General features: G+C 55.9%; 21 protein-coding genes. 9 read left to right on the forward strand and 12 right to left on the reverse strand.

What is annotated here, in order from left to right; translation table 11 throughout:
• Window positions 1–19: 19 nt before the first annotated feature.
• The 6 genes from FHI25_RS14525 to FHI25_RS14550 all read right to left on the reverse strand — a co-directional run bounded on the left by FHI25_RS14525 (window position 20) and on the right by FHI25_RS14550 (window position 6,138).
• Complete coding sequence (locus FHI25_RS14525; protein ID WP_210518926.1) at window positions 20–1,387, reverse strand: transporter substrate-binding domain-containing protein; 1,368 nt, start codon at window positions 1,385–1,387, stop codon at window positions 20–22.
• A gap of 80 nt (window positions 1,388–1,467) precedes the next feature.
• Complete coding sequence (locus FHI25_RS14530; RefSeq protein ID WP_210518929.1) at window positions 1,468–2,037, reverse strand: DUF2889 domain-containing protein; 570 nt, start codon at window positions 2,035–2,037, stop codon at window positions 1,468–1,470.
• Between the two features lie 213 nt (window positions 2,038–2,250).
• Window positions 2,251–2,700 carry a CBS domain-containing protein gene (locus FHI25_RS14535; RefSeq protein WP_008889897.1) on the reverse strand — a complete coding sequence of 150 codons (450 nt, stop codon included), beginning with the start codon at window positions 2,698–2,700 and terminating at the stop codon, window positions 2,251–2,253.
• 252 nt (window positions 2,701–2,952) lie between these two features.
• On the reverse strand, window positions 2,953–4,227 hold the full coding sequence (locus FHI25_RS14540) for an HlyC/CorC family transporter (RefSeq protein WP_008889896.1): 1,275 nt from the start codon (window positions 4,225–4,227) through the stop codon (window positions 2,953–2,955).
• Window positions 4,228–4,406: 179 nt separating this feature from the next.
• A complete protein-coding gene (gene aroB / locus FHI25_RS14545; protein ID WP_349238024.1) occupies window positions 4,407–5,471 on the reverse strand; it encodes a 3-dehydroquinate synthase in 1,065 nt (354 codons plus the stop codon).
• A 55-nt stretch (window positions 5,472–5,526) separates the two neighbouring features.
• On the reverse strand, window positions 5,527–6,138 hold the full coding sequence (locus tag FHI25_RS14550; protein ID WP_246879114.1) for a shikimate kinase: 612 nt from the start codon (window positions 6,136–6,138) through the stop codon (window positions 5,527–5,529).
• Window positions 6,139–6,525: 387 nt separating this feature from the next.
• Between FHI25_RS14550 and FHI25_RS14555 the strand changes: the two genes are divergently transcribed.
• The 5 genes from FHI25_RS14555 to FHI25_RS14575 all read left to right on the forward strand — a co-directional run bounded on the left by FHI25_RS14555 (window position 6,526) and on the right by FHI25_RS14575 (window position 12,249).
• The gene (locus FHI25_RS14555; RefSeq protein WP_165374927.1) at window positions 6,526–6,663 is read left to right on the forward strand and encodes a hypothetical protein; all 138 of its coding nucleotides are present in this window, start codon (window positions 6,526–6,528) and stop codon (window positions 6,661–6,663) included.
• 1 nt (window position 6,664) lies between these two features.
• Window positions 6,665–8,731, forward strand: a complete 2,067-nt coding sequence (locus FHI25_RS14560; RefSeq protein ID WP_210518935.1) for an antifreeze glycopeptide — start codon at window positions 6,665–6,667, stop codon at window positions 8,729–8,731.
• Window positions 8,732–8,758: 27 nt separating this feature from the next.
• Window positions 8,759–9,709: a site-specific tyrosine recombinase XerD gene (xerD, locus tag FHI25_RS14565; RefSeq protein ID WP_120225682.1), complete on the forward strand. Its 951-nt coding sequence runs from the start codon at window positions 8,759–8,761 to the stop codon at window positions 9,707–9,709.
• 258 nt (window positions 9,710–9,967) lie between these two features.
• On the forward strand, window positions 9,968–11,767 hold the full coding sequence (locus tag FHI25_RS14570; protein ID WP_246879115.1) for an EAL domain-containing protein: 1,800 nt from the start codon (window positions 9,968–9,970) through the stop codon (window positions 11,765–11,767).
• 128 nt (window positions 11,768–11,895) lie between these two features.
• Window positions 11,896–12,249 (forward strand): hypothetical protein, encoded by a 354-nt coding sequence (locus FHI25_RS14575; RefSeq protein ID WP_064788805.1) that lies wholly within the window; start codon window positions 11,896–11,898, stop codon window positions 12,247–12,249.
• A 15-nt stretch (window positions 12,250–12,264) separates the two neighbouring features.
• Here FHI25_RS14575 and FHI25_RS14580 read toward each other — a convergent pair whose 3' ends face one another.
• The 5 genes from FHI25_RS14580 to FHI25_RS14600 are packed head-to-tail and all read right to left on the reverse strand — an operon-like array spanning window position 12,265 to window position 15,843.
• Window positions 12,265–12,924, reverse strand: a complete 660-nt coding sequence (locus FHI25_RS14580) for a GDSL-type esterase/lipase family protein (protein ID WP_210518938.1) — start codon at window positions 12,922–12,924, stop codon at window positions 12,265–12,267.
• Window positions 12,921–14,279, reverse strand: coding sequence for a CCA tRNA nucleotidyltransferase (locus tag FHI25_RS14585; RefSeq protein WP_246879116.1), 1,359 nt, complete (start codon window positions 14,277–14,279; stop codon window positions 12,921–12,923). The genes FHI25_RS14580 and FHI25_RS14585 overlap by 4 nt, the downstream gene beginning before the upstream one ends.
• 30 nt (window positions 14,280–14,309) lie before the next feature.
• Window positions 14,310–14,597, reverse strand: coding sequence for a hypothetical protein (locus tag FHI25_RS14590; protein ID WP_008889887.1), 288 nt, complete (start codon window positions 14,595–14,597; stop codon window positions 14,310–14,312).
• 23 nt (window positions 14,598–14,620) lie between these two features.
• Entirely contained in the window at window positions 14,621–15,265 is a 645-nt protein-coding gene (locus tag FHI25_RS14595; RefSeq protein WP_210518941.1) for a CoA pyrophosphatase, read from the reverse strand.
• Window positions 15,262–15,843 carry a DUF1285 domain-containing protein gene (locus FHI25_RS14600; protein WP_210518943.1) on the reverse strand — a complete coding sequence of 194 codons (582 nt, stop codon included), beginning with the start codon at window positions 15,841–15,843 and terminating at the stop codon, window positions 15,262–15,264. Before FHI25_RS14600 ends, FHI25_RS14595 begins: the two co-directional genes overlap by 4 nt.
• Before the next feature lie 113 nt (window positions 15,844–15,956).
• Here FHI25_RS14600 and FHI25_RS14605 point away from each other — a divergent pair, with 113 nt between their 5' ends.
• The 4 genes from FHI25_RS14605 to FHI25_RS14620 are packed head-to-tail and all read left to right on the forward strand — an operon-like array spanning window position 15,957 to window position 22,731.
• Window positions 15,957–16,997: a MoxR family ATPase gene (locus tag FHI25_RS14605; RefSeq protein ID WP_063089141.1), complete on the forward strand. Its 1,041-nt coding sequence runs from the start codon at window positions 15,957–15,959 to the stop codon at window positions 16,995–16,997.
• Window positions 16,998–17,951 (forward strand): DUF58 domain-containing protein, encoded by a 954-nt coding sequence (locus FHI25_RS14610; protein WP_210518946.1) that lies wholly within the window; start codon window positions 16,998–17,000, stop codon window positions 17,949–17,951.
• The gene (locus tag FHI25_RS14615) at window positions 17,948–20,659 is read left to right on the forward strand and encodes a DUF4159 domain-containing protein (RefSeq protein WP_210518948.1); all 2,712 of its coding nucleotides are present in this window, start codon (window positions 17,948–17,950) and stop codon (window positions 20,657–20,659) included. The genes FHI25_RS14610 and FHI25_RS14615 overlap by 4 nt, the downstream gene beginning before the upstream one ends.
• Window positions 20,656–22,731, forward strand: coding sequence for a hypothetical protein (locus FHI25_RS14620; protein WP_210518950.1), 2,076 nt, complete (start codon window positions 20,656–20,658; stop codon window positions 22,729–22,731). The genes FHI25_RS14615 and FHI25_RS14620 overlap by 4 nt, the downstream gene beginning before the upstream one ends.
• On the opposite strand, the gene FHI25_RS14625 is transcribed toward FHI25_RS14620, so the two are convergent.
• On the reverse strand, window positions 22,732–23,697 hold the full coding sequence (locus FHI25_RS14625; RefSeq protein WP_008889880.1) for a LysR family transcriptional regulator: 966 nt from the start codon (window positions 23,695–23,697) through the stop codon (window positions 22,732–22,734).
• Between the last annotated feature and the right edge of the window lie 83 nt (window positions 23,698–23,780).

The raw sequence follows: 23,780 nt of genomic DNA on the forward strand, positions 1-23,780 counted from the left end.
GATTTACCGATGCCTGATTTCAGCTTTCCGGACGCAATGCCGCGGAAACGTTTAGGCCCACCGTAAGGGCGGCAAGTGTCTGACCACTATCCGGGTCAATGATCGGCACCGTAATGTGCGACAGGAACGCACGGGTCGAGGCATCATACCAAATATCGGTAATCAATGCCTTTTCACGATTAAGGCTATCGATCATCTGAAACTGGGCTTCGTCACTCTGATCAAAATCAGACGTCAGGTGGCTCATGCCGATGATCTGACCATGGGTATCAAACACGAATGCTTCTGCCACTTGTTCGCCAATACTGGCCTGAAACGTACGAAGATATTTTGATAAATCATTGCCAAGGATTTCCGTCGCGATTGCACTGGCGGCACCTTCGCGCGATAGCGTTATCCATTCTTCATCGGTCAGACGTTTCTGATCAGAGCCCTGTATTTCTGTCCCATCCAACTGGTTAAAAACATGGCCCCAAAGTTCCAGGGAACTTGCAAACTGGCGAATATCGGGCAGTTGAACATTTTCGATTGCTTCGCGTTCCCAGGTTTCCAGACGCATCGGGCGGGTTTCACAAAATTCCAAAACGGCATTGAGCTCATCAAGCAGCCGCGGGAAAGTCGCAACGTAATGTTTGGAAAAATACACAACCAGTGGCACATAGCGTTCGAATTGTACCCGGAACTTATCGGCATTCAGTTTCAGTTCCTTGCGGGCGATTTCAAAACTGTGCTTATCCACGAGGGCATATTCGACCCGACCTGCAGCGACTTGCCCGACCAGTGACGCGATCGAAGGTACCCGCATGACATCCGTGTAACCCTGTTCGAGCAGCCATTCGGCCTCGTTCGATCCCAGTATCGCCCCCACTGTAGAAAAATCACCCGGCTTTGGCCGCCGACTGGCACGGGGATCATCCGATTTGATCGCGGGTGATACCCAAACCCATTTTTCAAGCGCCAACGGATTTGACGCCACGGCATATTCGTCCATCGCGTCGCTGATGCGAGCCAAAAAGAAGCCGTCGGCCTTGCCGGTGCGCACCATTTCGCGGTTGCGTTGGCGGGGGGCAATCGCCAGCCCATAACCAATATCAAGCCGATCAAACACACAGTTCAGGATTGAGACCGAATATCCGCTGAGTATGCCGTTTTGAAGTTCCTGATAGGGGGGGTGCAGGTTAGTCTGCAAGATCAGGAAGCCATCCTGTTGATCAACATTGGCTTGTCCGGCTTCTGCCTGTGGCGATGCAAGATCATGCGCGTTCGCCAAGGATGACGTCAGAAGCAGTATGGCAGTCACACAACAACAGAACACCGCCATTTCAAACGGGCGCAAGAAGCCTTTGCAATCTTTCTCGTTATTGGCGTTTCCACACCGGCGCAACATGAACACACGCCACCTGACAATTACACGTTACGGACCATTTGGATATTGGACCGCGCAGATGCACTTGCAAGACGCCCCGGTTAATCGTCACCGGTGTAGAGTTCCGGAGATATCCGTTTGACGGCGGGCCCGTCACTGCGCCAGCCATGGCAGGTATTGATCAAGGGATTGCGTCGTGGCGGTTTGTCATCGTTTTCATCGCGCGCCTGCAGGGATTCCTTTGCAAGGATGGGGAAGACTGTCTGAAACGCGGTGGTGGCAACCGGGCCCATCAATTCATTCAGATGCGTACAGCCATGAACGCCCCCCACACGGTCGCGGATCTGTTTGCGAAGGCCCGGGCCAAGCTTCAAACCGACCAGCTTTTCGTAATTCGGGGCAATCGCATCGCAGGCCGAAAACGGGGCATAATCGGTTACGGCCTCGACCTCGCGGATCACAAGATCATCGCCAATGGTAACGCGTATCCACATCCCGTGGACCGGCTCGCCAGCGGGGATTTCACCACGATCATGGTTGGAAAAACCATAGGTTTTGACATCGGTGATGTGGCCTTCGATATCCCAAAGGCCGTCTTTGCGCCGGAACCCCTGACAGGTCACCGTGCGGGTATGGATGTGTTCGCGTTCTGCGGGGCGGGACAGTGGCATCGGAATTTCTCCTTTACGTAAACGTAAAGACGTTCACCTGCACGCTGTCAAGTCGCAAACGCATTTTCCGTCATTCCCGCCGCCCAAACCTGGCGGCGAAAGACGGTCACTGGAATTTCGGGAAATTCATCGGAATTTATCACGGCGCACAGGCCTGACGGGGAATTCCCCGTCAGACCGATGCCATATGCCTTATCCAGAAAACCGGTGGCTTCAGGCCACGCCGTAGTCTGAGCCGAAGATGAACTTTTCGCGTTCCCGAACATCTTCTTCGAGTTGACGTTTGACCACGTTAAACAAGTCACGGATCGACACCATGCCAACAACCTTGTCGCCATCGACAACCGGCAGGTGGCGGTATCGCCGTGCACTCATCAGGTCAAGCGCACTCATGGCGGAATCGTTCGGGCCAAGCGTATCGGGATCAGCGGTCATGACTTTGGATAGCGGCACAGATGCCGCATCCAGCCCCTTTGCCACCACACGGTTGACAAGGTCACGCTCGGTAAAAATTCCAGCCAGTCTGGCGTTGTTATCAACGATGATGACAGCGCCAATCTTACGCTCGGCCATCATGGTGACGGCATCCATCACGGAATCGGCGGGGTTGAGTGTCGCGATGGATTGTTCCTGGACCACACCCGGTACAATTTTCGTATCCATGCATCTCTCTCTGCAGGTTGCTGTTGCCACATGCCCAAACCCGATCAGATCATCTGGTTTCACACTGACTTACGTCATATAGAAATGACGTCACTGGATGACACAGTGTGACGGGCCCTTATTTGCAAGTGGCCCTGCAATCCTTTGGGTCAAGACCCTGAAACAAGAGTTTAACCCATAAGTAGATAAAGCTGAAATTTTTTACGCTATAGTGGTTTGCCGGCAACACACCAACAAAGCGGGGAAGAAGGATTATTCCTGTTCTTCCCCAGCCGGGTCGGTCACCGCGCGCAGACGCACCCGGGTGATCTGGTTGCGAATACGCCGCAGCACTTCAAACTCAAAACCATGGAAGCGGAATTGTTGCCCGACATCGGGAATACGGCGGGTTTCATACAGCAAAAGACCGGCCACGGTTGCGGCCTCTTCATCTGGCAGACGCCAGCCGAAACGACGGTTCAGGTCGCGAATGGTAACATCGCCACGCACAATGACCGACCCGTCGGCCTGCGGCTGTACACCAACCACTTCGACGTCGGTTTCATCGGCAATATCGCCAACAATTTCTTCCAGAATGTCTTCCAGCGACACAACACCTTCGAACGCACCATATTCGTCAACGACGATGGCAAAATGTTCGTGGCGTTCCTTGAATGCCTTGAGCTGATCGGCAAGGGTTGTTGAATCTGGGATAAACCAGGGTTCGGAACTCAGTTCGCGGACATCCTCGGCGCTGGCGGGCTTGGCCCCTCGTACAATCGCCTTGAGAACTTCACGCGCATGCAGAACGCCGACAATATTGTCCGGGTCCTTTTCGTAGATCGGAATACGGGTGTGCGGACTAGCCAGAACCGTATCGAGGATCTCTTCCATCGGGCGGGATATATCGATCATCTGCACCTTGCGACGGTGCACCATAATTTCCCAAACGCCGACATCTTCAAGATCAAGCACCCCGTGCAACATCGTGCGTTCGGCATGATGGTTACCGACGACCACGTCATCGGCATGCAGTTCGATGGCACCACGCAATTCGCGTTCGCTATCAAGCCCAGGGCCCTCGCCACTGCCAAACAGGCGCAGGGTGGCCTGCACCAGGACCTGAATGGTCTGGGTGATCGGCGCGAACAGCACGACAAGGATGCTCATCGGGCGCGCGACCCGCAACGCCATGGTATCGGCATGCTGAAGCGCGTAGGTCTTTGGCAGAATTTCCGAGAAAATCAGAACAAGTGCGGTCATCACGGCCGTTGCATACACGACACCGTTTTCACCAAACAGTTCGATCATCACCGATGTTGCAAGGGCAGAGGCCAGAATATTGACCATGTTGTTGCCAAGCAGGATCGCGCCCAGCAACCGTTCCTGATACCGGCGCAACCTGTTGACGATCGCGGCCCGAATGTCACCATCCTGTTCCTTGTGATGCATGACCGGACGCGACGCCGCCGTCAGCGCGGTTTCCGAGCCAGAAAAGAATGCCGAAAGCATCAGCAGCAAAAAAATCACGACAATCGTGATCGTCATTCAGGGCCGTCTCCAAGCGGTGATTGCAACAGAGCAAGTTTGTTCTGTGTTCATCTATAAGGTCAAATGCCGTTAAACAAGTTAACAACAACACATTGGCAGCAAAGTCACCACCGCGAAGTGACCGCCACCATGCACGTCCGTCGACCCACACGCATTGTGCATCAGAATAATCTTGATCAACCGCGGCAGGATCGGGTGATCGCGGCACGCATTTTTTCAACATCCATTGCCTTGGATGTAAACGCCTTGCCGATCCCGCGGGTCATGACAAAGGTGATCTCGCCGTCGCGGACTTTTTTGTCGCGCGACATGTGACTGATCACCTTGTCGATATCCCAATGCATGCCCGTGACCTCAGACGCCATCACCGGAAGACCAACCGATTTCAAATGGGCAACAATCCGGTCTTTCTCGCCGGCAGGCGCCATACCCATGGCACCACAAACGTCATGGGCAATGACCATACCCATGGCAACGGCTTCGCCATGCAAAAGCTTTTCGCCATATCCGGTTTCGGCTTCCAGCGCGTGGCCAAAGGTGTGACCAAGGTTCAAAAGCGCGCGTTTGCCGCCTTCGCGTTCATCTTCGGACACGATGCGGGCCTTGGCGGCACAGCTTTTGATCACGGCCTGACGGCGTTCAGATCCGTCTTTATCAAGAACCGCCTGCCCGTTTTCTTCAAGCCAGGCAAAGAATTCCGGATCATCGATCAGGCCGTATTTGGCAACCTCGGCATAACCCGACCGCAATTCACGTGCCGGCAAGGTATCAAGAACGGATGTATCGGCCAGGACCAGACGCGGTTGGTGAAACGCACCGATCAGGTTCTTGCCCGACTTGGAATTGATCCCGGTCTTGCCGCCAACGGAGCTATCGACTTGCGACAGCAAAGTGGTCGGGATCTGAACGAAATCAAGGCCACGCAACAAAGATGCCGCAACAAACCCGGCAAGATCGCCAACAACCCCGCCACCCAGGGCAATAATCAGGGTGGAGCGTTCGATCCCCATCGCCAAAATCTGTTCGACGACGTTTTCGAACATGGCAAAGCTTTTGGACTTTTCACCAGACGGCACGACGACTTCGCGGTGGGGAATACCCGCCCCGTCAAGCGATGCCAGCACGGTAGGCAAATGATTGTCCGACAGTGCCGCATCGCTGATCACGACCACACCGGCCTTCTTGACGAACGGGGCAATATATTTGGCGGTATCGGCCAAAAGGTTGCTGCCAACAAGGATGTCATAGCTGCGCGCGTCAAGTTCGACGCGAAGGGTGTCGTGATTGCTCACTCTGTCAGGTTCCTGTCTTGATCAAATGACCGCTGTCATCAAAGGAATTCGCAAGCAGTTCAAGAACCGCATCGCGGGTGGCTTCCTTTGAGGATTCATCACAGTCGAAAATAATGTCTGCCCCGGCATAGACCGGGTAACGCGTCTCGATCAGATCCGCGAGTATTTGTCTGGGATCACCGTTATTAAGCAGCGGACGATGGGTCCGCCCGCTGGTGCGGTGCATCAGCAGATCAAGGTCGGCACGAAGCCAGACCGATACGGATTTTTCGAGAATTAATTGTCGGGTACGTTCGCGAATGAACGCACCACCGCCTGTGGCCAACACGATCTGTTCGCCATCAAGCAAACGGGCAATTACACGTTCCTCGCCGTCGCGAAACGCCTCTTCGCCATACAGCTTGAAGATATCGGCGATCGAGCAGCCAGCGGCTTCTTCAATTTCGCGGTCGGCATCGACAAAATCCAGTTTGAGTTCCTTGGCGACCATCCGGCCGATGCAGCTTTTTCCTGCACCCATCAGTCCAATGAACACCAATGTCCGGCCTTTCAGGCCGTCCCGAATTTTGGCGATCACGTCTTCGTGCAAACCCGACTCGGCAATGTTGCTGTCCATGTTCGGTTTGCAGTCCTGTGGTTCAATCATTGAGATACAAATTACCCAAATCTTTAGGCCAGCTTGCCCCCGAACGCAAGCAAACCGGACAGAAAACACGACAAAAATACTGCGCCAAATTGCCCCTTTCAGTCACTTTAGGCATGCCTATGCATCGTTTTGCCCAATGTTGTTCTGCGCGATGGCATTAACTCTCTGTGAGTAACAGGCACTTATACTGCCTTTAAGTTGCCGAATTGGAGTGCGACCACCCCAATGCGATGACAGGTTCGAGATACTTGGACGGATGGCCAGAATGATTGGCGGTTGCGGTTCTTGCATCTTTGATTTTCGTCCGCATACTGATATTCGCGTCCATCGCTTAAACGCTTCGAAGTCTGGATTAAAATGAGAATTTTATCGCGCATCATCCTGTTGCTGGTTATCGCCGTGATTGCTGGCGGTGCCACTTTCCTGGTGACCTGGGACATTCCTGCCCCGACCGCCCAAATCGAAGAAACCATCCCGAATTCGAGGTTTAACTAAGATGACATTGCGTTCCCGCCTGTTAATGCAGACCTGTGTACTGGCCATGATGACGGGAACGGGACTTGGTTCCGCCCCTGCAAGCGCGCAAAACTCGGCCCCCGTGCCGTTGTTTTTAAAACAGGAAGCAGAACAGGACGCGGAACGCCAGGTTGCCCCAAGCCCGACAAATCCGGGGACCACATCGGCCCCGCGATCAGGTGGCTTTGGCAATACGTCATCTGGCACCAGCGAGACTGATGCATTCCCGTCGGATCCGAACGCGGTGCAATCGCTGTCGCTTGGTGCAGTCGACGCCGAGGCCGTCGGGACCATTGATCAATCGCGCGGTGGCCTTGGCACTGACATGTGGAACGGCACCACCCGCCGGTCTGCGGCAAAACTGATTTCAGAATTGCCTGCGACCCCGGCGACCCATGCTGCGCGTGACTTGCAAAAACGCATGCTCCTGTCCGCAGCCGCCCTGCCACAGGGGTCGGCCGATATCAGCCTGCTTGAAGCACGTGTTGCCAAACTGATCGAGATGGGCGCGCTTGATGATGCCATCGAACTTGTCCGCGCCGCGCCGCAAGGATCGCGCGGCTCCATGCTGGCGCAGGCAGAGGTTAATGCCCTTCTGATTGGTTCAAACATCGATGCGGCATGTGACGCGATTGAAGGTTACAGCGCAAGTTACGAGGAACTTTTCTGGCTTAAGGCGGCGGCGATGTGCGCGTTTTATGCCAATGACCCGACTTCGGCGGCCTTCACCGTCGACCTTGTACGTGAAATGGGTGGCGAAGGTGATGCCACCTTCTTTGGTCTGGTTTCCGCAATCCGCAGTGGCAGTACTGCCGATGCCGACTTGCTAAATGATTTGCGTCCGATCGATCTGGCACTTCTGGCAATTGCCAAACAATCGATCCCGACGAGCCAGCTTGAAACCGACAATCCAGCCGCCATCATTGGCATTACCACTGCCGATGCGACTGCGACCGATGTTCGCCTAGAAGCCGCCCGCAAGGCTGAAAATCTTGGCTTGATCAGCCCGGAAAAGCTGGCTGATGTGTATCAGTCGGTGAATTTCGAACCGGCGGCATTGGAAAGCGTTCTTGATGATGCCAGCGAAGGCATTCAGGCGCGCCAATATGCCAAGCTTTATCAGGCCGCAGCACAAAGTGATGTTGCCGCCGCACGGGCTGAAATTCTGGCCGCCCTGTTTGAAGCCGCGGATTTTGAAGGCGATTTCATGCAGGCCGCAAGGCTGGCAGCGCCCCTGATGACCGACATTCCGGTGAATGGCGACTTTTCGTGGTTTGCTGTTCCCGCCCTTCGGGCATCAATTGCCGCAAACAATTTCGAGCGGGCTGAAAACTGGCTTCAGGTTGCCAAATCATCGGCCAATGCATCGAATGACATTTCATCTCGCCTGAGCCTGCTTTATCCGGTTCTGGCGATTTCCGGCCTTGAAGAAACAGGTGCCGTTCGACCAACCGCGATGGCATCGGATGGAAGCTCTTCGCAGAGTTTTGGGTCTGATCCGCAATCCGGCCCGACGCAAAACTTTGGTCTTGGCGGCGCCGTCGTGCCGGGCGCACCGACATCAAGTGGCGGCATGGCGTCGGCAACTGTCATGCCCAACTCGGCCTCGGCCGAGGATGTGCAAAGTGCATCTGATCGCGCAGCAGCCCTTGCCCGTCATCGTGCCCGCATGGTCGAATGGCAGGAAATGCAGGCTGCGCGCGGTGATCAGGCCGCTGCACGACGTTATACCGAACTGATCTTCAACCTGTTTGAAGGTTTCGGCATCGAAGTCCCCAATACGTTGTGGGACAGCATTCTGATTGCCCCCTATGCCGAAGAACGCATGACAACCAACAGTGCGGTTTCGCATCAACTCAACGCAGCTGCGGCTGCGCGGCAAAAGGCGAAAACCGCGGCCTTGGCCATTCAGGCCCAACAGGTCGCAGCCGTTGATAATGCCGACCCCAAGGTCCTGAGCGATACTGTGACATCGCTTCTGATCATCGGGCAGGAAAATGACGCACGGCGTCTGGCGACAGAACTGCTGATGTCGTTTAATCAGTAGGCTCTTTAATCACTGGCAGGACCGGTCATGGCCAAGGCACTGACAAGCTCGTTGATATCGGCCTTTCTGGAAATGATGGCCGCAGAACGCGGGGCCAGTGTGCATACGCTTGATGCCTATCGGCGTGATCTTGAAGATTATGCGTCATCGCTGACTGCGGGCAAAGCCGATCCGGTATCGGCAAGCGATGCGGATGTCAGGCGCTATATGGCCGAACTGGGGTCTGCCGGGCTCGCCCCGCGGACACAGGCACGGCGCCTGTCGGCCTTGCGGCAGTTTCACAAGTTCCTCTATTCCGACGGGTATCGCAATGATGACCCGTCGTCGAATATCGACAGCCCGCAACAGGGGCAGACCCTGCCCAAATTCCTGTCGATTGAGGAAATTGATCGCCTGATCATCGCCGCCACCAATCATCCGGGTATCAAGGGCAAGCGCTTACTTGCGATGGTGGAGCTGATGTATGCCACCGGCATGCGCGTTTCCGAACTGGTCGAGCTCCCCTTTGCAGCAGCCGCGCGTGATCCGCAGATGCTGATTGTGCGGGGCAAGGGCAGCAAGGAACGGCTGGTGCCGCTTTCCGATCCGGCCCGTGATGCGCTGCGTGATTATCTTGAAGTGCGTGATGCCTTCATTCCATCAGACAAATCAAACGGCCATGCCGACCGCCCTGGGCAATCCTCATACCTTTTCCCGTCACGGGGGAAAACCGGGCATTTGACCCGTCAGATGTTTCTGAAAATGATCAAGGATCTGGCGATTGAGGCCGGTGTCCCGCCATCAAAGGTATCGCCGCACGTCTTGCGCCATTCCTTTGCCAGTCACCTTCTGGCCAATGGGGCTGATTTGCGCAGCCTGCAAAAGATGCTGGGCCATTCAGATATCTCGACCACCCAGATTTATACCCATGTTCTCGAGTCACGGCTGCGCGGACTGGTTCAGGAACATCATCCGCTGGCCACACGGGCAATTGGTTAGTCGAGGCAGTATCGGGTTCGCCGATTTGTCTAACCCCTTTGTATAGAGATCTAGCCGTTTCTTGATGAAAAAGCGGATGTTTTCTGCGGATGTCACATATTCGTAACCCCACTGTCATGAACTTGTTGTCATATCTGGGATAACAGCAAACCTCGGAACTTCTAATTCTCACAACTTCCGGGAAAGCCGACCATTTTGAAGATCGGGGTACTGCATTTGACCTTTGATGCAGATGAACAGTGGATATCCGACCGACCCATGACCCAACCGGTCATGCTCCGTAACTGGCAGCAGGTCGTCGAAAAAGTCGACTTCGCCTTCCAGCCCATTGTTAGTCCGCACACCGGTCATGTTTTCGGCTATGAGGCGCTTTTGCGGCGCTGGGAAGAAGCCGGATTTACATCTATTCAGGCGCTGTTTGATACCGCATGGGATACTGGCAACCTGCACAGTGTCGATATGATGCTGCGCGCCAAGGCGATTGAGAAATTCGCGCGCTTTCCCGGCGCCAAGCGGCTCAAGCTTTTTTACAATTTCGACAATCGCGTCGTTAAGACCGAGGATTACCAACCCGGTCAAACTGCCGCCCTGCTGAGCGATGCCGGACTTGAACGCGATACCATCTTCCTTGAGATTTCCGAACGCCACGACATCAGCAATGCCGGGTACCTCAAAGACATTCTGGTGCGCTACCGCAGTCAGGGCTTCAAGATTGCCATTGATGATTACGGCAGCGGCTTTGCCCAATTGCGTGCGCTTTACGAATGCGAACCTGACATCATCAAGATCGACCGGTTCTTTATTGATGGCATCGACCGTGACCGCCGCAAGGAACTGTTTGTTACGCAAATTACGGCGTTCGCCCACATGATCGCAGCACAGGTGGTTGCCGAAGGTGTCGAAACCCGTGAGGAGTTCCTGTGCTGTCGGCGTTTGGGCTGTGATCTGGTGCAGGGTTTCTTTATCGCGCGACCGTCACTCGATATTCCCGAACAGACCGATATTGTGTCGTCAGCCGCCGACATTGCCGCAGATTCGCGCCGCCAGTCAGATCGCGATGATGATGTTGTCAGGTCCTACCTGCTGGAAACACCGGCCCTGCCGATTGATATCAATCCGGTCGATATCCTGAGCTACTTCCAGCAAAATCCGGATATCTCGCTGGTGCCGGTCGTCGACCATGATGGCAAGCCATTGGGCATTGTCCGGGATTCAGAATTCAAGGCGTTTATCTACACGCCTTTCGGCCGTGAATTGCTGCAAAACCCTGCCAACCGCGCGAATATCAAACGCTTTTTGCGCCGTTGTCCGGTTGCTGATATCCACACCAGCCTGTCGGAGCTTCTTGAAACCTTTGTCGCGACCGAGGCGCTGGACGGGGTGATATTGACGGAAAATGACCAGTATCTGGGGGTTCTGGATCAAAGTGCGCTTTTGCGCGCGGTCAATGAACGCAATACGCTAAATGCACGCGATGAAAACCCGCTGACCCGTCTGCCGGGCAATAGTGCGATTTACCGTTATGCCGCGCGCGCCCTGGCCGAGCCGCGCCGACGACGTTTTGCCGTCTATTTCGATTTCGACAATTTCAAACCGTTCAATGACCAGTACGGGTTCCGCCAGGGTGACCGCGCGATCCTGCTTTTCAAGGATATCCTGGGCAAGGTCCTGAGCCAGAATGACTGGTTTGTTGGCCATATCGGCGGTGATGATTTCTTTGCCTATGTGCAATCGATTGATTTTGAGGATGCGGTCGCGGCTGTCCAACGGGTTCAGGCCATGTTTGATGCCCAGATCAAAAGCTTCTATGACCCGGAAACGCGTGAAAGTGGATACCTCACGGGCAAGGGACGCGATGGGAAACCCGCACGGTTTGATCTGATGAGTGTCAGCGCCGCGCTGATCCGGATTCCGGCAGAACGCACCGACATCACCCTTGATCATATTTCGGTCGAAGCGGCAAAACTCAAGGCGCTAGCAAAGACCAGTCCACGCCGATTCGCAGCAGGTATTTATGATCCGGACAGCAACAACGCCAGCGAACCAAAACTTCTTTGATCGCTTTTTCAAAGACTTGTCATTTTTGTCGCTCTGAAGCGCAAATTAGGGCTTCAAATCCGAGTCACTCTGAGTAATATTCCGGCCGAATTAAAAACACCAATCGGTTCAAACGAGCAGTTCCGTCAATGGTAAATATCGCGCCTTTTTCTGATCTTTCGCTGTCCAATCCCGTCCGCCAGACCAGCCCCATCGCCCAGCAACGTGGCGATGAGCAACGTTTTGCCGAGCAAAACCGGATTATTGATGGGACACGCGCCTCTGTCCTGACATCGGATCAGGAGATTGAGCGCGCTGTTCAGTCCTATCAGCGCGACCGCAATGAACAAAAGCAGTTCCTGAAAGACGGCGAACAGAAAACAATTTCAGACAGCTATGTCGAAAAGATCTCATCACCGACATACAGCGCATCTGGCGATCCGTTGAATAATCTGACCGCCGGTGCCGGCGGACGTGGTCAGTATTTCGATATTCTGACCTGATCGTTTGTCCGACCCTTAGTCCTCTGACGCCGAAAGACCAATGGTCTTTTGCACAGCACCCCATTCCCAGATCAGATCTGCCAACCGGTCATAGCCGAACTTGTCCGGGTGATAGCCATCCCCGCGCCGCAATGCGCGTTGCCATGTATCTTCTTCAAGCGTCGTGGCAAGCAGATCAAGATAGGGCACATCAAACCCGCGCGCGGTTTCGAGATAAATCTGGTTCAGCCCTTCCAGACGCTGGTTGATTTCCTGGCTGGATTTGCTGCCGTTAATCACGGCCTGCGGCCCGACCCAAAGGGTCGGTGCCAGTTTGGAAGCCGCCCCGATAATTTCGGCGGCATTGGCGGCCGACTTTGCCGGGGAAACTCGCATGGTGGTTTCCTCGCCCCGGTCTTCGGCGTGGTTGGCGTCATTCACCCCAAAACTGAAGATCAGGACCGTCGGGAATTCTTCAACCATCCGAAGGTTGGCTTCAACCTGCCAGCGGGCCTTGAGCCCCTCGGACGTTTCCGCGCGAATACCAAGGTTATAGATCGTGACGTCACGCCCGGCCTCGTCCAGAAGACGCCGGGCCAAACGCATCGGCCAGCCGCCCTTTTCACCGTCGCGAACACCATTGACCAGACTGTCGCCAAAACAGCAAATCCGATGTCCAATTGCGCCTGTCGTCATTCGTTCTCCTCATCGCCTGCCGTGATCTGGCGGGCAATATAGTCCATCAATTCATCCCGACCGGGCTGGAAATCGCGATCGATCCAGTATTCCTCGGCCTGTCTTAAAAGCGCCCCGACACGCGGCCCCGCAGTTGCAAGGCCAGCTTTTAGAATATCGCGGCCCTGTATTGGCAATTTCACCGGTTGCCAGTTTGCTGCGGCCTCAATCAGGGCTTTCCATTCGTCATTTTCTGCGCGTGTGCAACGTGGTGGCACCGCGGCGCGCGCACTCCACGCCAAGAGCACCGCATCACGAAATGCGGCGGCCCCCATCCGGTACAGATCGCGGCGGACGATTTCAGGCCGCAGTTTCGGATCAATCAGCGGCGCATGCGCAACCATTTCAGCAAAACGGTCGGTTTCTTCGTTCGACAGTCGCAAATCGCGCGCAAAGCGTTCGGCCGCCGCCAGATTGTCTTCGTCATCGTCGCTGTTGCGTCTATCGCCCCCCGGCGCAAACAGTGCCGCAAGGCGGCGCAACGGATCGGGCTGGATCGCCGGATCGGCAAGGGCGGTGCTATCAAGCCACTGCATGATGCGCAGGCAATCTGTGTGGATCAGCTTGGGCAGAATGGCCGGCAAAATGCCAAACCCGATCATGTCATTGATCGTGCCGGCAGGACTGCGCGAGCGCAGAAGCTTGAACATCTCGTCGCGAATACGTTCGACCGAAATATCATGAAGACCGTTTGCCGCCTTGCGGCAGGCTTCTGCCCCGACGGGATCAATCGGTGGGCGCCCAAACCACGCCTGAAAGCGGAAGAACCGCAAAATACGCAGGAAATCCTCGGCAATCCGGTTTTCGGCCACCCCGATGAACCGCACGCGCCCGTCGCGCAAATCGGTTTCGCCATCAAACGGGTCATAGATCGTGCCATCAAGGTCGCAGTAAATGGCGTTGAAGGTAAAATCACGGCGCTTGGCATCTTCAAGCCAGCTGTCGGTAAAGGCGACCTCCGCGTGGCGGCCATCGGTCAGGACATCGACACGCAACGTCGTAATTTCATACGCCCCGGCATCGGTAATTGCCGTGACAGTTCCGTGCTTAAGGCCAGTGGGGATGACCCGGATACCCGCCTCTTCCAGCGCGGCCTGCGTTTCCTCAGGCGCGAGATCACAGGCGATATCGACATCGACCAGATCACGTTTAAGCAACGCATCGCGCACGACGCCGCCAACAAAGCGCGCACAGCCACCTTGCTGCGCAATGGCATCAAACACGCGGGCGGTATCATCGGCGACCATGATCCCGTATGGCCGCAATCTGCCGGTTACTTCGAGTGCTGTCATCGTTGCCTTGTTGCCACCTGTCATATCAAGTGCCACGACGGTGGCTGGGCTGTTCTATTCCTTGGGTTCGAAATAGCCCGGCTCGACCACGCCGTCACGCAATACCGGCGCATGATAAATGGAATCGGGCGGCGCACCAGTCCCAAGTGCAGTGAAAATCAGGATTGCAGCGGTCAGCAACACGCCCAAACCAAACAGCATCAGCCACGGCCCCTTGTTCCATGGCGGGATGATATCATGACCTTCACGGATGGCCTTGGCACGGGCCCATTTCAGCCACAGCCCGTAAATCACAAAGGGCAGGATCAGAGGAAGACCGATCTGGATGATTTGTCGCAACATAAAGCTCTGTCCTAATATTCGGATTAACGGTTAAGCGATGGCGCATTGGCCCGGATGACTTCAGAGAAGTTGACCAGCATCCCGGCGGTCGCGCCCCAGATGTAATATTCGCGATACGGAATCGCAAAATACCGCCTGCGGGTGCCCTCAAACGTCACGGTTTGCAGTTTCTGATTTCGCGGATCAAGAATGAAACTGAGCGGCACTTCAAAAACTTCGGCCACTTCGTGGTCATCGGGCTTAAGATCAAATGGCGGTGTAATCAGACCGACAACCGGGGTCACCTGATAGCCGGTCACGGTGTAATAATCATCAATCCGCCCCACCAGATCGATGTGACGGCGGGCAAGACCAATTTCTTCCTCTGTCTCGCGGAGCGCGGTTTCTTCAAGGGTGGCGTCGAATTCTTCCTGCCGCCCACCGGGGAAGCTGATTTGACCTGCATGGTCACTGAGATGATCGGTACGCCTTGTCAGGATCACATGCAAACCCGCTTCGCGCTTGACCAGAGGCACCAGAACAGCCGCCGGACGCGAAATCAGTTCCCCGTCAGCAAAAGCACGTGCGCGCGATTTCGAACCCGGAAAGTCCACCGCATGGTCGCCACGGCGCTGCAAAACATCGCCAGTTGGCGCGCGCAAGGCGGCAACGATGTCATCGGGTGTCATTCCGTGGCCTCCATCCGACCGATCTCAAAAAACTTCCCATGACTGTAAACACCGATACGTATCATGTTGTGGTCAGGGTCACTAATTTCTTCGGCCAATTCGACCAACTGATAAAACACCGCCCTGTTCAGGCGCGCCTCAAGGCCGCGCTCAAGCTCGACATAGGGCGATGGTTCTTCGGTTTCAGGGTCGTGTTCGACGCGCAGGGGATGATCATCATCAAGTTCCACCCACTGGTCGATATTGGTCCGAAAACAGATATTCTGATCTTTGCCTTCGCCTTCGTTTTGCATTTCAACCGCGATGAAGGCGACGTCCTCGACCTCGATCCGGGCCATCTCGGCCGGGGTCACCAACCAGTGCCCGCCTTCCTCATCACGCTGCAATACGGAAGAAAAAAGCTTCACCAGCTCAATTCGGCCAATCGGACCACCTTGATAGAACCAGGTTCCATCCCGACCTATAGACATAGGGATATCGCCGCAGATTTGTGGGTGCCGCCCGGTGTCGGGCTTCTGCCCGCGCAAGCGCGTCCACAACTTCTCGGCGAGATCGATGGTTTTTTGGTTTTCATTCATGCTGTAGAGTTGATCCTGAACCAGACGTTTTCCCGTTATGCTTATGCGATTTCATCTGCGTTCTCTGGCCTGCCAACGCCTGCACTGCAACATAGGAAGCACAGTCAACCGCCATGACAAACGCGCCACAATTCCCCGAAGAAATGGGTTTCTCCCAGGAAAGCAGTCTTGAACGCGATGCAGCCCGTCTGGACGAGTGTGTCGCACGGCTGGCCGAAGCCCGCAAAATGATTTCCAGTATTATATTTGGGCAGAATGATGCCGTAGAGCAAACACTTATCGGCATTTTATCCGGAGGACATGTGCTGATGGTCGGTGCGCCGGGCCTTGGCAAGTCACTTCTGGCGCACACACTGGGCAAGGTTCTTGGCCTGCTTGACAAGCGTGTTCAGTTCACACCCGATCTGATGCCCGCCGATATTCTGGGTTCCGAAGTTCTTGAAGAAGGGGCAGACGGCAAACGCGCGTTTCGCTTCATCAAGGGACCGGTATTTTGCCAGTTGCTTTTGGCCGATGAAATCAACCGTGCCAGCCCGCGTACACAGTCCGCCCTGTTGCAGGCGATGCAGGAACGCGAGGTTTCGGTTGCCGGTTACAGCCACAAACTGCCCGAACCGTTCCATGTTCTGGCGACCCAGAACCCGTTGGAGCAGGAAGGCACCTATCCCCTGCCCGAAGCACAGCTTGACCGTTTCCTGCTTGAAGTCCGTCTCGGCTATCCCGATGCTGATGAAGAACGCAAGATCGTGACCGAAACCACCGGCCGGTACCCGGCCCGCCCACGACAGGTTCTTCAAACCGATGATCTGGTAGAGGCACAGGACTTTGTCCGCCGGCTGCCAATGCCGGACCGCGTTCTTGATACCATCATTGCCCTGTGTCGCGAATGCCGCCCGGAAAGCACATCACTTGCCGATATTCGTGAAAATGTCGCCTGGGGCCCCGGTACACGTGCGGCACAGGCCCTGTCACTGGCGTGCCGGGCGCGTGCGATGCTGTTTGGGCGCTTTGCCCCCTCGATAGAGGATATCGAAGAACTTGCCGTTCCTGTTTTGCGCCATCGTTTTGGCCTGACCTATGGCGCACGCGCCGAAGGCTTTACCGCCAAGGGGCTGATTACCGATGCGCTTGCCCACCTGCAGGAGAAAAACTAATTGGTCACCGCCCCCGTGCAGGATCATGTTGCCGCCGCCCGCGCCCTTGCGGCAAAACTGCCACAGCTGATTGATGAGTCGCGCCGAACGGCCATCAGTCTGCGCAGCGGCCTGCATGGCAATCGCAAGGTCGGACCGGGCAGTGATTTCTGGCAATTCCGCCCCTATGTTCCTGGCGATCCAACCAACCAGATTGACTGGCGGCGGTCTGCGCGCAGCGAACATACCTTCATCCGCCAGACCGAGTGGCAGGCCAGTCATAATTACTGGATCTGGCCGGTACTTTCGCCGTCGACCTTTTGGGCATCAGGTGACAAGCTGCCGTCGAAAGCCGAACGCACCCTGATCATTTCCATCGCATTGGCCGACCTTCTGATCCGCAACGGCGAAACCGTTGGCACCTTTGACGGCGAACGTACGCGCATCACATCGGCAGAGCATCTTGAAAAACTCGGTCACGCGATGCTGGCAAGTCCGCAAAGCATCGCGGGCCAGGCGACAAACATTCACCCTGGTCGGAAACATTCGGTGCTGATCCTTGGTGACTTCCTTGAATTTGCGGATCAAAGCGAACAGTCGGCACGCACGGTGCGGCGTTTGGGCCAGTATCAAAATGACGGTGCGCTGGTGCAAATTCTTGATCCTGCAGAAATCGCCCCACCATTTCAGGGGCGGGTTGATCTGTTTGATACCGATGATCAAATGATTTTCCGCAGCGAAAAGTTCGAAGACCTCACGGAGGGCTATAAACTTCGCGCCCAGAAATGGCGGGCATTGGTCCGCGATGCGGCGCGCCAGAATGACTGGCTTTATGACCGGCATGTCACATCCGAAAGTGCCAGCCCGACATTGCTGGCCCTTTATCAGCATCTGAGCGAACGGCAAAATCAAAGCGGATCGAACGGGCGCGGCCGTCCTAACCTGCATTGCCATAACACGCAGGAGATGTCATGAGCCTGTCGGCCATCACATTCCTGTATCCTGCGATGCTGGCCGGGTTGCTGGCATTGCCGATTGTCTGGCTTTTGATCAGATCGGCACCACGGTCACCCAAAACCGTTATCTTCCCGGCTGCGCGTATTTTGCGGGGCCTTAAAAGCAAACGCCGCGATATTCAGCGCGCACCGATCTGGCAAACCATTCTGCGCTGTTTGATCCTGACGCTTCTGATCATTGCCGCTGCCCGCCCGGTGATGAACCGCAATGATTTTGCCGCCAACGATGGTGCGATATTGATCATTGCCGATAATGGCTGGGACAGTGCGGCAAACTGGCGGCAATACCGCACGGCATTGCAACAGATCGCCAATCAGGCCCGGTTCGAGCTGCAAACGGTCTATATTGCCCAAACCGCGCCCGAGGCAGCAGGTGCGACCACATGGAAACTGCCAGACATTGTCGGGCCGGTATCGCCCAACGATACCAAAAACCTGTTTGATCGCTTGCAACCACGTCCTTGGCCCTCGGATTATACCGCCCTTTCGGATTTGATTTCCGAACGCCCGGAAATGAACCGGGCTGTTGGCAGCATCTTGTGGCTAACCAGCGAGATGGACAACCCCGGCAAGGCCAAAATCGCATCCGAACTGCTTGATATCGCGCCAATCACAACGATTTCACCAACCATCACCGACCGTATCGCCATCCGGTCGCTTAGCCGGTCAGGTACCGGCATGTTGGCAACATTGGCCCATAATCGCGACGATCAACCGCGCGAGATTAATCTTCTTGCCCGCGGCGAACGCGGCAATGTGATCCTGCGCCATGCGGTGGAAATCACGCCGGACAGTGATCAAAGCGATGTCGCCATTCTGTTGCCGCGCGATATTTCCAACGCCATTCAATCCGTTGGCATTGAGGGGATGGAAAGTGCCGCGTCGGTGTTTCAGACCGGTGCCCGCTGGCAACAACGCCGGGTTGGTGTCGTGGTCAGTTCTGGCGACGGTCCGGGGGTGTTGTCTGATCAGTATTTCTTCCTTGATCGGGCGCTTTCGCCCTATGCGGATGTGACTTATGCGCCGCTTGGAACGTTGCTTGAAGACAAGGTAGATGTTCTGGTCTCCGCCGGGCCGATTTCAGGACTGGGTAGCCAGTTTGACGCGCTGGAACGCTGGGTCAATGAAGGCGGCATGCTGGTGCGGTTTGCGGGCGACAGTTCGTCGCAGATCGGCAACGATTTCCTGCCCGTCACACTCAGGCTGGGTAACCGCGACTTTGGCGGATCGATGTCGTGGGAAAAGCCCAAAAGGTTGCTCGACTTTCCGGACAACAGCCCGTTCGACGGGATTGAAGTGCCTGACGACATCACGGTCACCCGACAATTGCTGGCCGAACCCGACCCCGACATTGTCAGCAAGACTTGGGCACGTCTGACCGATGGGACGCCCCTGATCACCAGCACACCGCGCAATGCTGGACGGATTGTTCTTTTCCATGTCACACCTTGGGCCGATTGGTCGAACCTGCCGATGTCGGGCCTGTTTGTCGAGCTTTGGCAGCGGCTTCTTCCTCTTGCCAGTCCAAGCAATCGCAGCGATGCAGAACTGCAAAGCAGCCTGCCAGCCCAGACCATTCTGGATGGTTTTGGCCGACCGCATCAGCCAGATGCCTTGATCCTGCCAGTTCAAACCCCGCTTCCGACACCCAATCCGCGCCATCCGCCGGGCATTTACGGTGAAGACGGACAGGCGGTTGCGCTGAACCTTGGCCCGTCACTTACCGATATCGGACGCGATGTGGTCTGGCCTTCGGGCATCAGCACACGTGAAATCACCGATCAAAGCCAGGTTGATCTTGCCGCCCTTTGCCTGTTGGCGGCCTTTATTCTGATCTTGTTTGATGCCGCGATTTTGCTGGTACTCAACAATGTCTCACTCCGGCGCAGTCGACGCAGCAATGCCCTGACATCGCTTTTGCTGGTCGCCGTCATAACTGGTGCGGCCGCAGCAAGCATGATGATGCCAGCAGCATCCATGGCGGCAACACTGCCCGAAGCAGCCCTGCAACCGCGTCTGGCTTATCTTGAGACCGGGAATGCGCCGGTAGATCGCCTCAGCCGTGCCGGGATGACAGGCCTGACCGAAATCCTGCGTAGGCGTAGTGCGGCAGACCTCAACACCGTCGATGGCGTTAATCCGGAAACCGACGAGCTTAGTTTCTATCCGCTGATCTATTGGCCGCTGGTTGACGGGCAGGAACCGTTTTCAGAACGCGCACAGGAACGATTGAACCGTTATCTGAATAATGGTGGCATGATCCTGATCGACAGCCGTGACCGCGAAGTCCAACCGGCGCGCTTGCGGCGTCTTTTGGCCGGGTTGGAAGTTCCGCTTCTGGACCGTGCGCCAAGTGATCACATCCTGTTTCGCAGTTTCTATCTGCTTGATCATGCCTTTGGCCGGTTTTCCGAACCGTTATGGCTTGATGCCCGTCCCAGTCAACGTCTGGATGGGGTCGCATCGGTTTTGTTCGGGGGCAATGACTGGGCATCGGCCTGGATCATTCCCGAAGGCCGCGATGAACTGCGCAGCGAAGACATATCCCCCCGGCAACGCGAAATGGCCTATCGGTTTGGCGTTAATCTGGTGATGTATGCCCTGACGGGGAGTTACAAGGGCGATCAGGTCCATATCCCGGCCATTCTGGAAAGGTTAGGCCGATGAACCAGGGATGGCAGAACCTTCAGATTTCCCCGCTTCTCGACATCACCATCCTGCAAGGCTTGGCTGTTCTGTGTTTGGGTGCCGTCATTGTCTTCACGATCTTCCGGCTGCGTGGCACGGTCTGGCGCGGGGTGGTGATGGTGCTGGTTCTTCTGACCCTTCTGGCACCGCAATTTACTGACCGTGAAAGCGAAAAACTAAGCGATATCATTCTGGTCCTTGTTGACCGGTCGGCAAGCCAGAATATCGCAAACCGCGCAGCACAAACCGATGCGGCGATTGCCGAACTGCAAGATCGCTTTGCCGAGGATCCATCGGTGGAGCTTCGCTTTGAAGATGTTCCTGGCGATACCGATACCCGCATGTTTGCCGTCCTTGATCGATTGCTGGGCGGGTTGCCGCGTGAACGGCTGGGTGGTGTCATGATGATTACCGACGGGCAGGTTCACGACGTGCCAAGCAGCCTTGATCTGAACGCGCCCCTGCATGTTTTGATCAGTGGCGGGCGTGATGAACGTGATCGCCGGTTGGTCATTCGCCAAAGTGCAGATTACGGCATTGTCGGCAAGGATGCCGAATTCATGATCGAGGCGGTCGATCCGCAATTGCCCCCCGGCACGGCGATCCCGGTACGCATGCTGCTTGAAGACGGTACAGAACGCGAAGTTGCCCTGCCCGCCAACGAACAACGCCGGGTCAGCATCCCGGTGCCGCATGCCGGATCGGTTCTTGCCGAATTGCGTATGGATACGCTTGAGGAAGAAACCGACAAATCCAACAACCGTCTGATCCTTGAAACCGCCGGTGTGCGAGATCGGTTGCGCGTGTTGTTGTTATCTGGTGAACCCCACCCGGGCGAGCGGGCCTGGCGTAATCTTTTGCGGGCTGATCCCGGTGTGGACCTTGTACATTTCACGATTTTGCGCCCGCCAGAAAAGGGTGACGACACGCCGATCAATGAACTGGCGCTGATTCCGTTTCCGATCCGCGATCTGTTTGAAGTGCGCCTGCGCCAATTTGATCTGATCATTTTTGACCGCTATCAGATGCGTGGTGTTTTGCCGCCGCACTATCTTGAAAAGGTCGTTGATTTCGTCAAATGGGGTGGCGCGGCACTGGTCGTCGCCGGGCCGGAATATGTCGGGCCGGACGGGCTTGCCAGCACGGCGTTGAATGATCTGATGCCTGCCACGCCGACCGGACGGGTTATCGAGCAGGCCTTTGTCCCGCGGGTTAATCAGGCTGGCCGCCTGCACCCGGTTACAACTGCCATTGCCGGTTCTCCGAACACCCCCCCGAAATGGGGCCAATGGTATCGTCAGATCGAAACGCGTACTTCTGATCCCGATGCCATGACGCTTTTGACCGGTGTTGATGACCTGCCGCTTCTGACCATGCAGCGGGTCGAGGAAGGCCGTGTGGCGATGTTAAGCTCCGATCAGATGTGGCTTTGGCAGCGTGGCCATGATGGCGGCGGCCCTGTGGCAGAATTGCTGCGGCGCTTGTCGCACTGGCTGATGAAGGAACCAGCCCTTGACGAGAACACTGTGCTGACCGAACGCAGCCCGGATGGCGAGAGCCTGATCCTCAATTGGCGCAAGATCGGCGCGGCCCCCGAAGCAGCCAGCGTGATCAATCCGGAAACCGGTGAACAGATCAATGCGCCGTTCGAACAACTGCCCGATCAATCCTGGCAGGCGACTGTTCCGATTGAAACCCGTGGTCTGATCCGGGTTCGGGTGCGTGATAAGGATGATCGCAGTCAAACCGCGTTGCATGTCGACCGTGATGTCCTGACCGCCGAAACACGGAACACCAACTCCACCCCGGATCTTTTGGCCGGGCTGGTTGCGGAAAATGATGGCTATATCGGCCGGATCGAAGATGGGTTGCCAGACTTCCGCCATGTGCCCGATGACCGTATCTGGCATGGCAGCAACTGGGCCGGTTTCCTTCAGACCGACAGTTTCAAGACCGTGATTGGCGGCATTACAAACTTGCTGCCGATCCCGTTTGTCGCGCTTTTGATCGGGGCGATCTGTTTGCTGGGCTGGCGGGTCGAAAGCAAGTGATTAGGGTCGTGGTCTTTGACGACCGCGTCCTTCACGATATTCCGCGCAGGCTTCCTGATGGAAGTTGCACAATCCGCCTTTGAACTTTTCGACCAGAAAATCGATAAACACACGCACCTTGCTGGGCAGGTGGCGGCGTTCGGGATAGACCGCGTAAATACCGCCACTACTGAGCGGATCGTAATCATGCAGGATGCGGACAAGACGCCCTTCGCTCAGCGCCTCCGCAACGATGAATTCCGGTTCACGGGCAATACCAAGGCCGCGAATGGCCGCGACGGATGTGAATTCACCATTGTTGCATGACATCACCGGATTAACCCGGACTGAGACCTGACCATCAGGTCCATCAAAGTCCCAGATATTGGGGCTTGGCACGTTAGTGTAGGAAATCGTTCGGTGCTCGGCCAGTTCCTGTGGCGTTTTGGGTTCGCCATACTGTTCCAGATACCCCGGTGAGGCCACGACATGGCCGGTAAAATCGGCCAGTTTGCGGGCAATCAGGCTGGAATCCTTAAGCCGGGTGATGCGTATCGCCATATCAATCCCCTCGGCCACCAGATCGACCATATGATCGGCCAGATGGATATCGACATGCAGCCCGGGATACTTATCCATGAACTCGGTCACCAGTTGCGGCAGATACATCTGCCCAAAGGTCAGGGGGGCTGAAATACGCAAAGTGCCGCGCGGCGTGCCGCGCAAATCGGTCAGGGCATGTTCGGCTGTTTCGATTTCTTCAACCACGCGCGCGCAGTGCTGATAGAAGGTCGACCCGGCATCTGTAAGGCTGAGCCGACGGGTGGTGCGGTTCAGAAGCCGGATGCCCAGATTGTCTTCAAGCTTGGTTACATGTTTGCTGACAGCGGATTTGGACATGCCTAGTTTGCGCGCCGCACCGGAAAAACTGCGTTCCTCGACGACACGGGCAAAGACGGTCATGCCGTCAAGATTTCCGATCAGCATTATGCGGCTCCTGGGCGGGATACTGTTGCGCGATTGGAAACAAATTAATGTCACATCAACGGATTGTCTTCAACGCGCAAATA

The sequence above is a fragment of the Thalassospira sp. ER-Se-21-Dark genome (assembly GCF_017922435.1).
Classification (GTDB): Bacteria; Pseudomonadota; Alphaproteobacteria; order Rhodospirillales; family Thalassospiraceae; genus Thalassospira.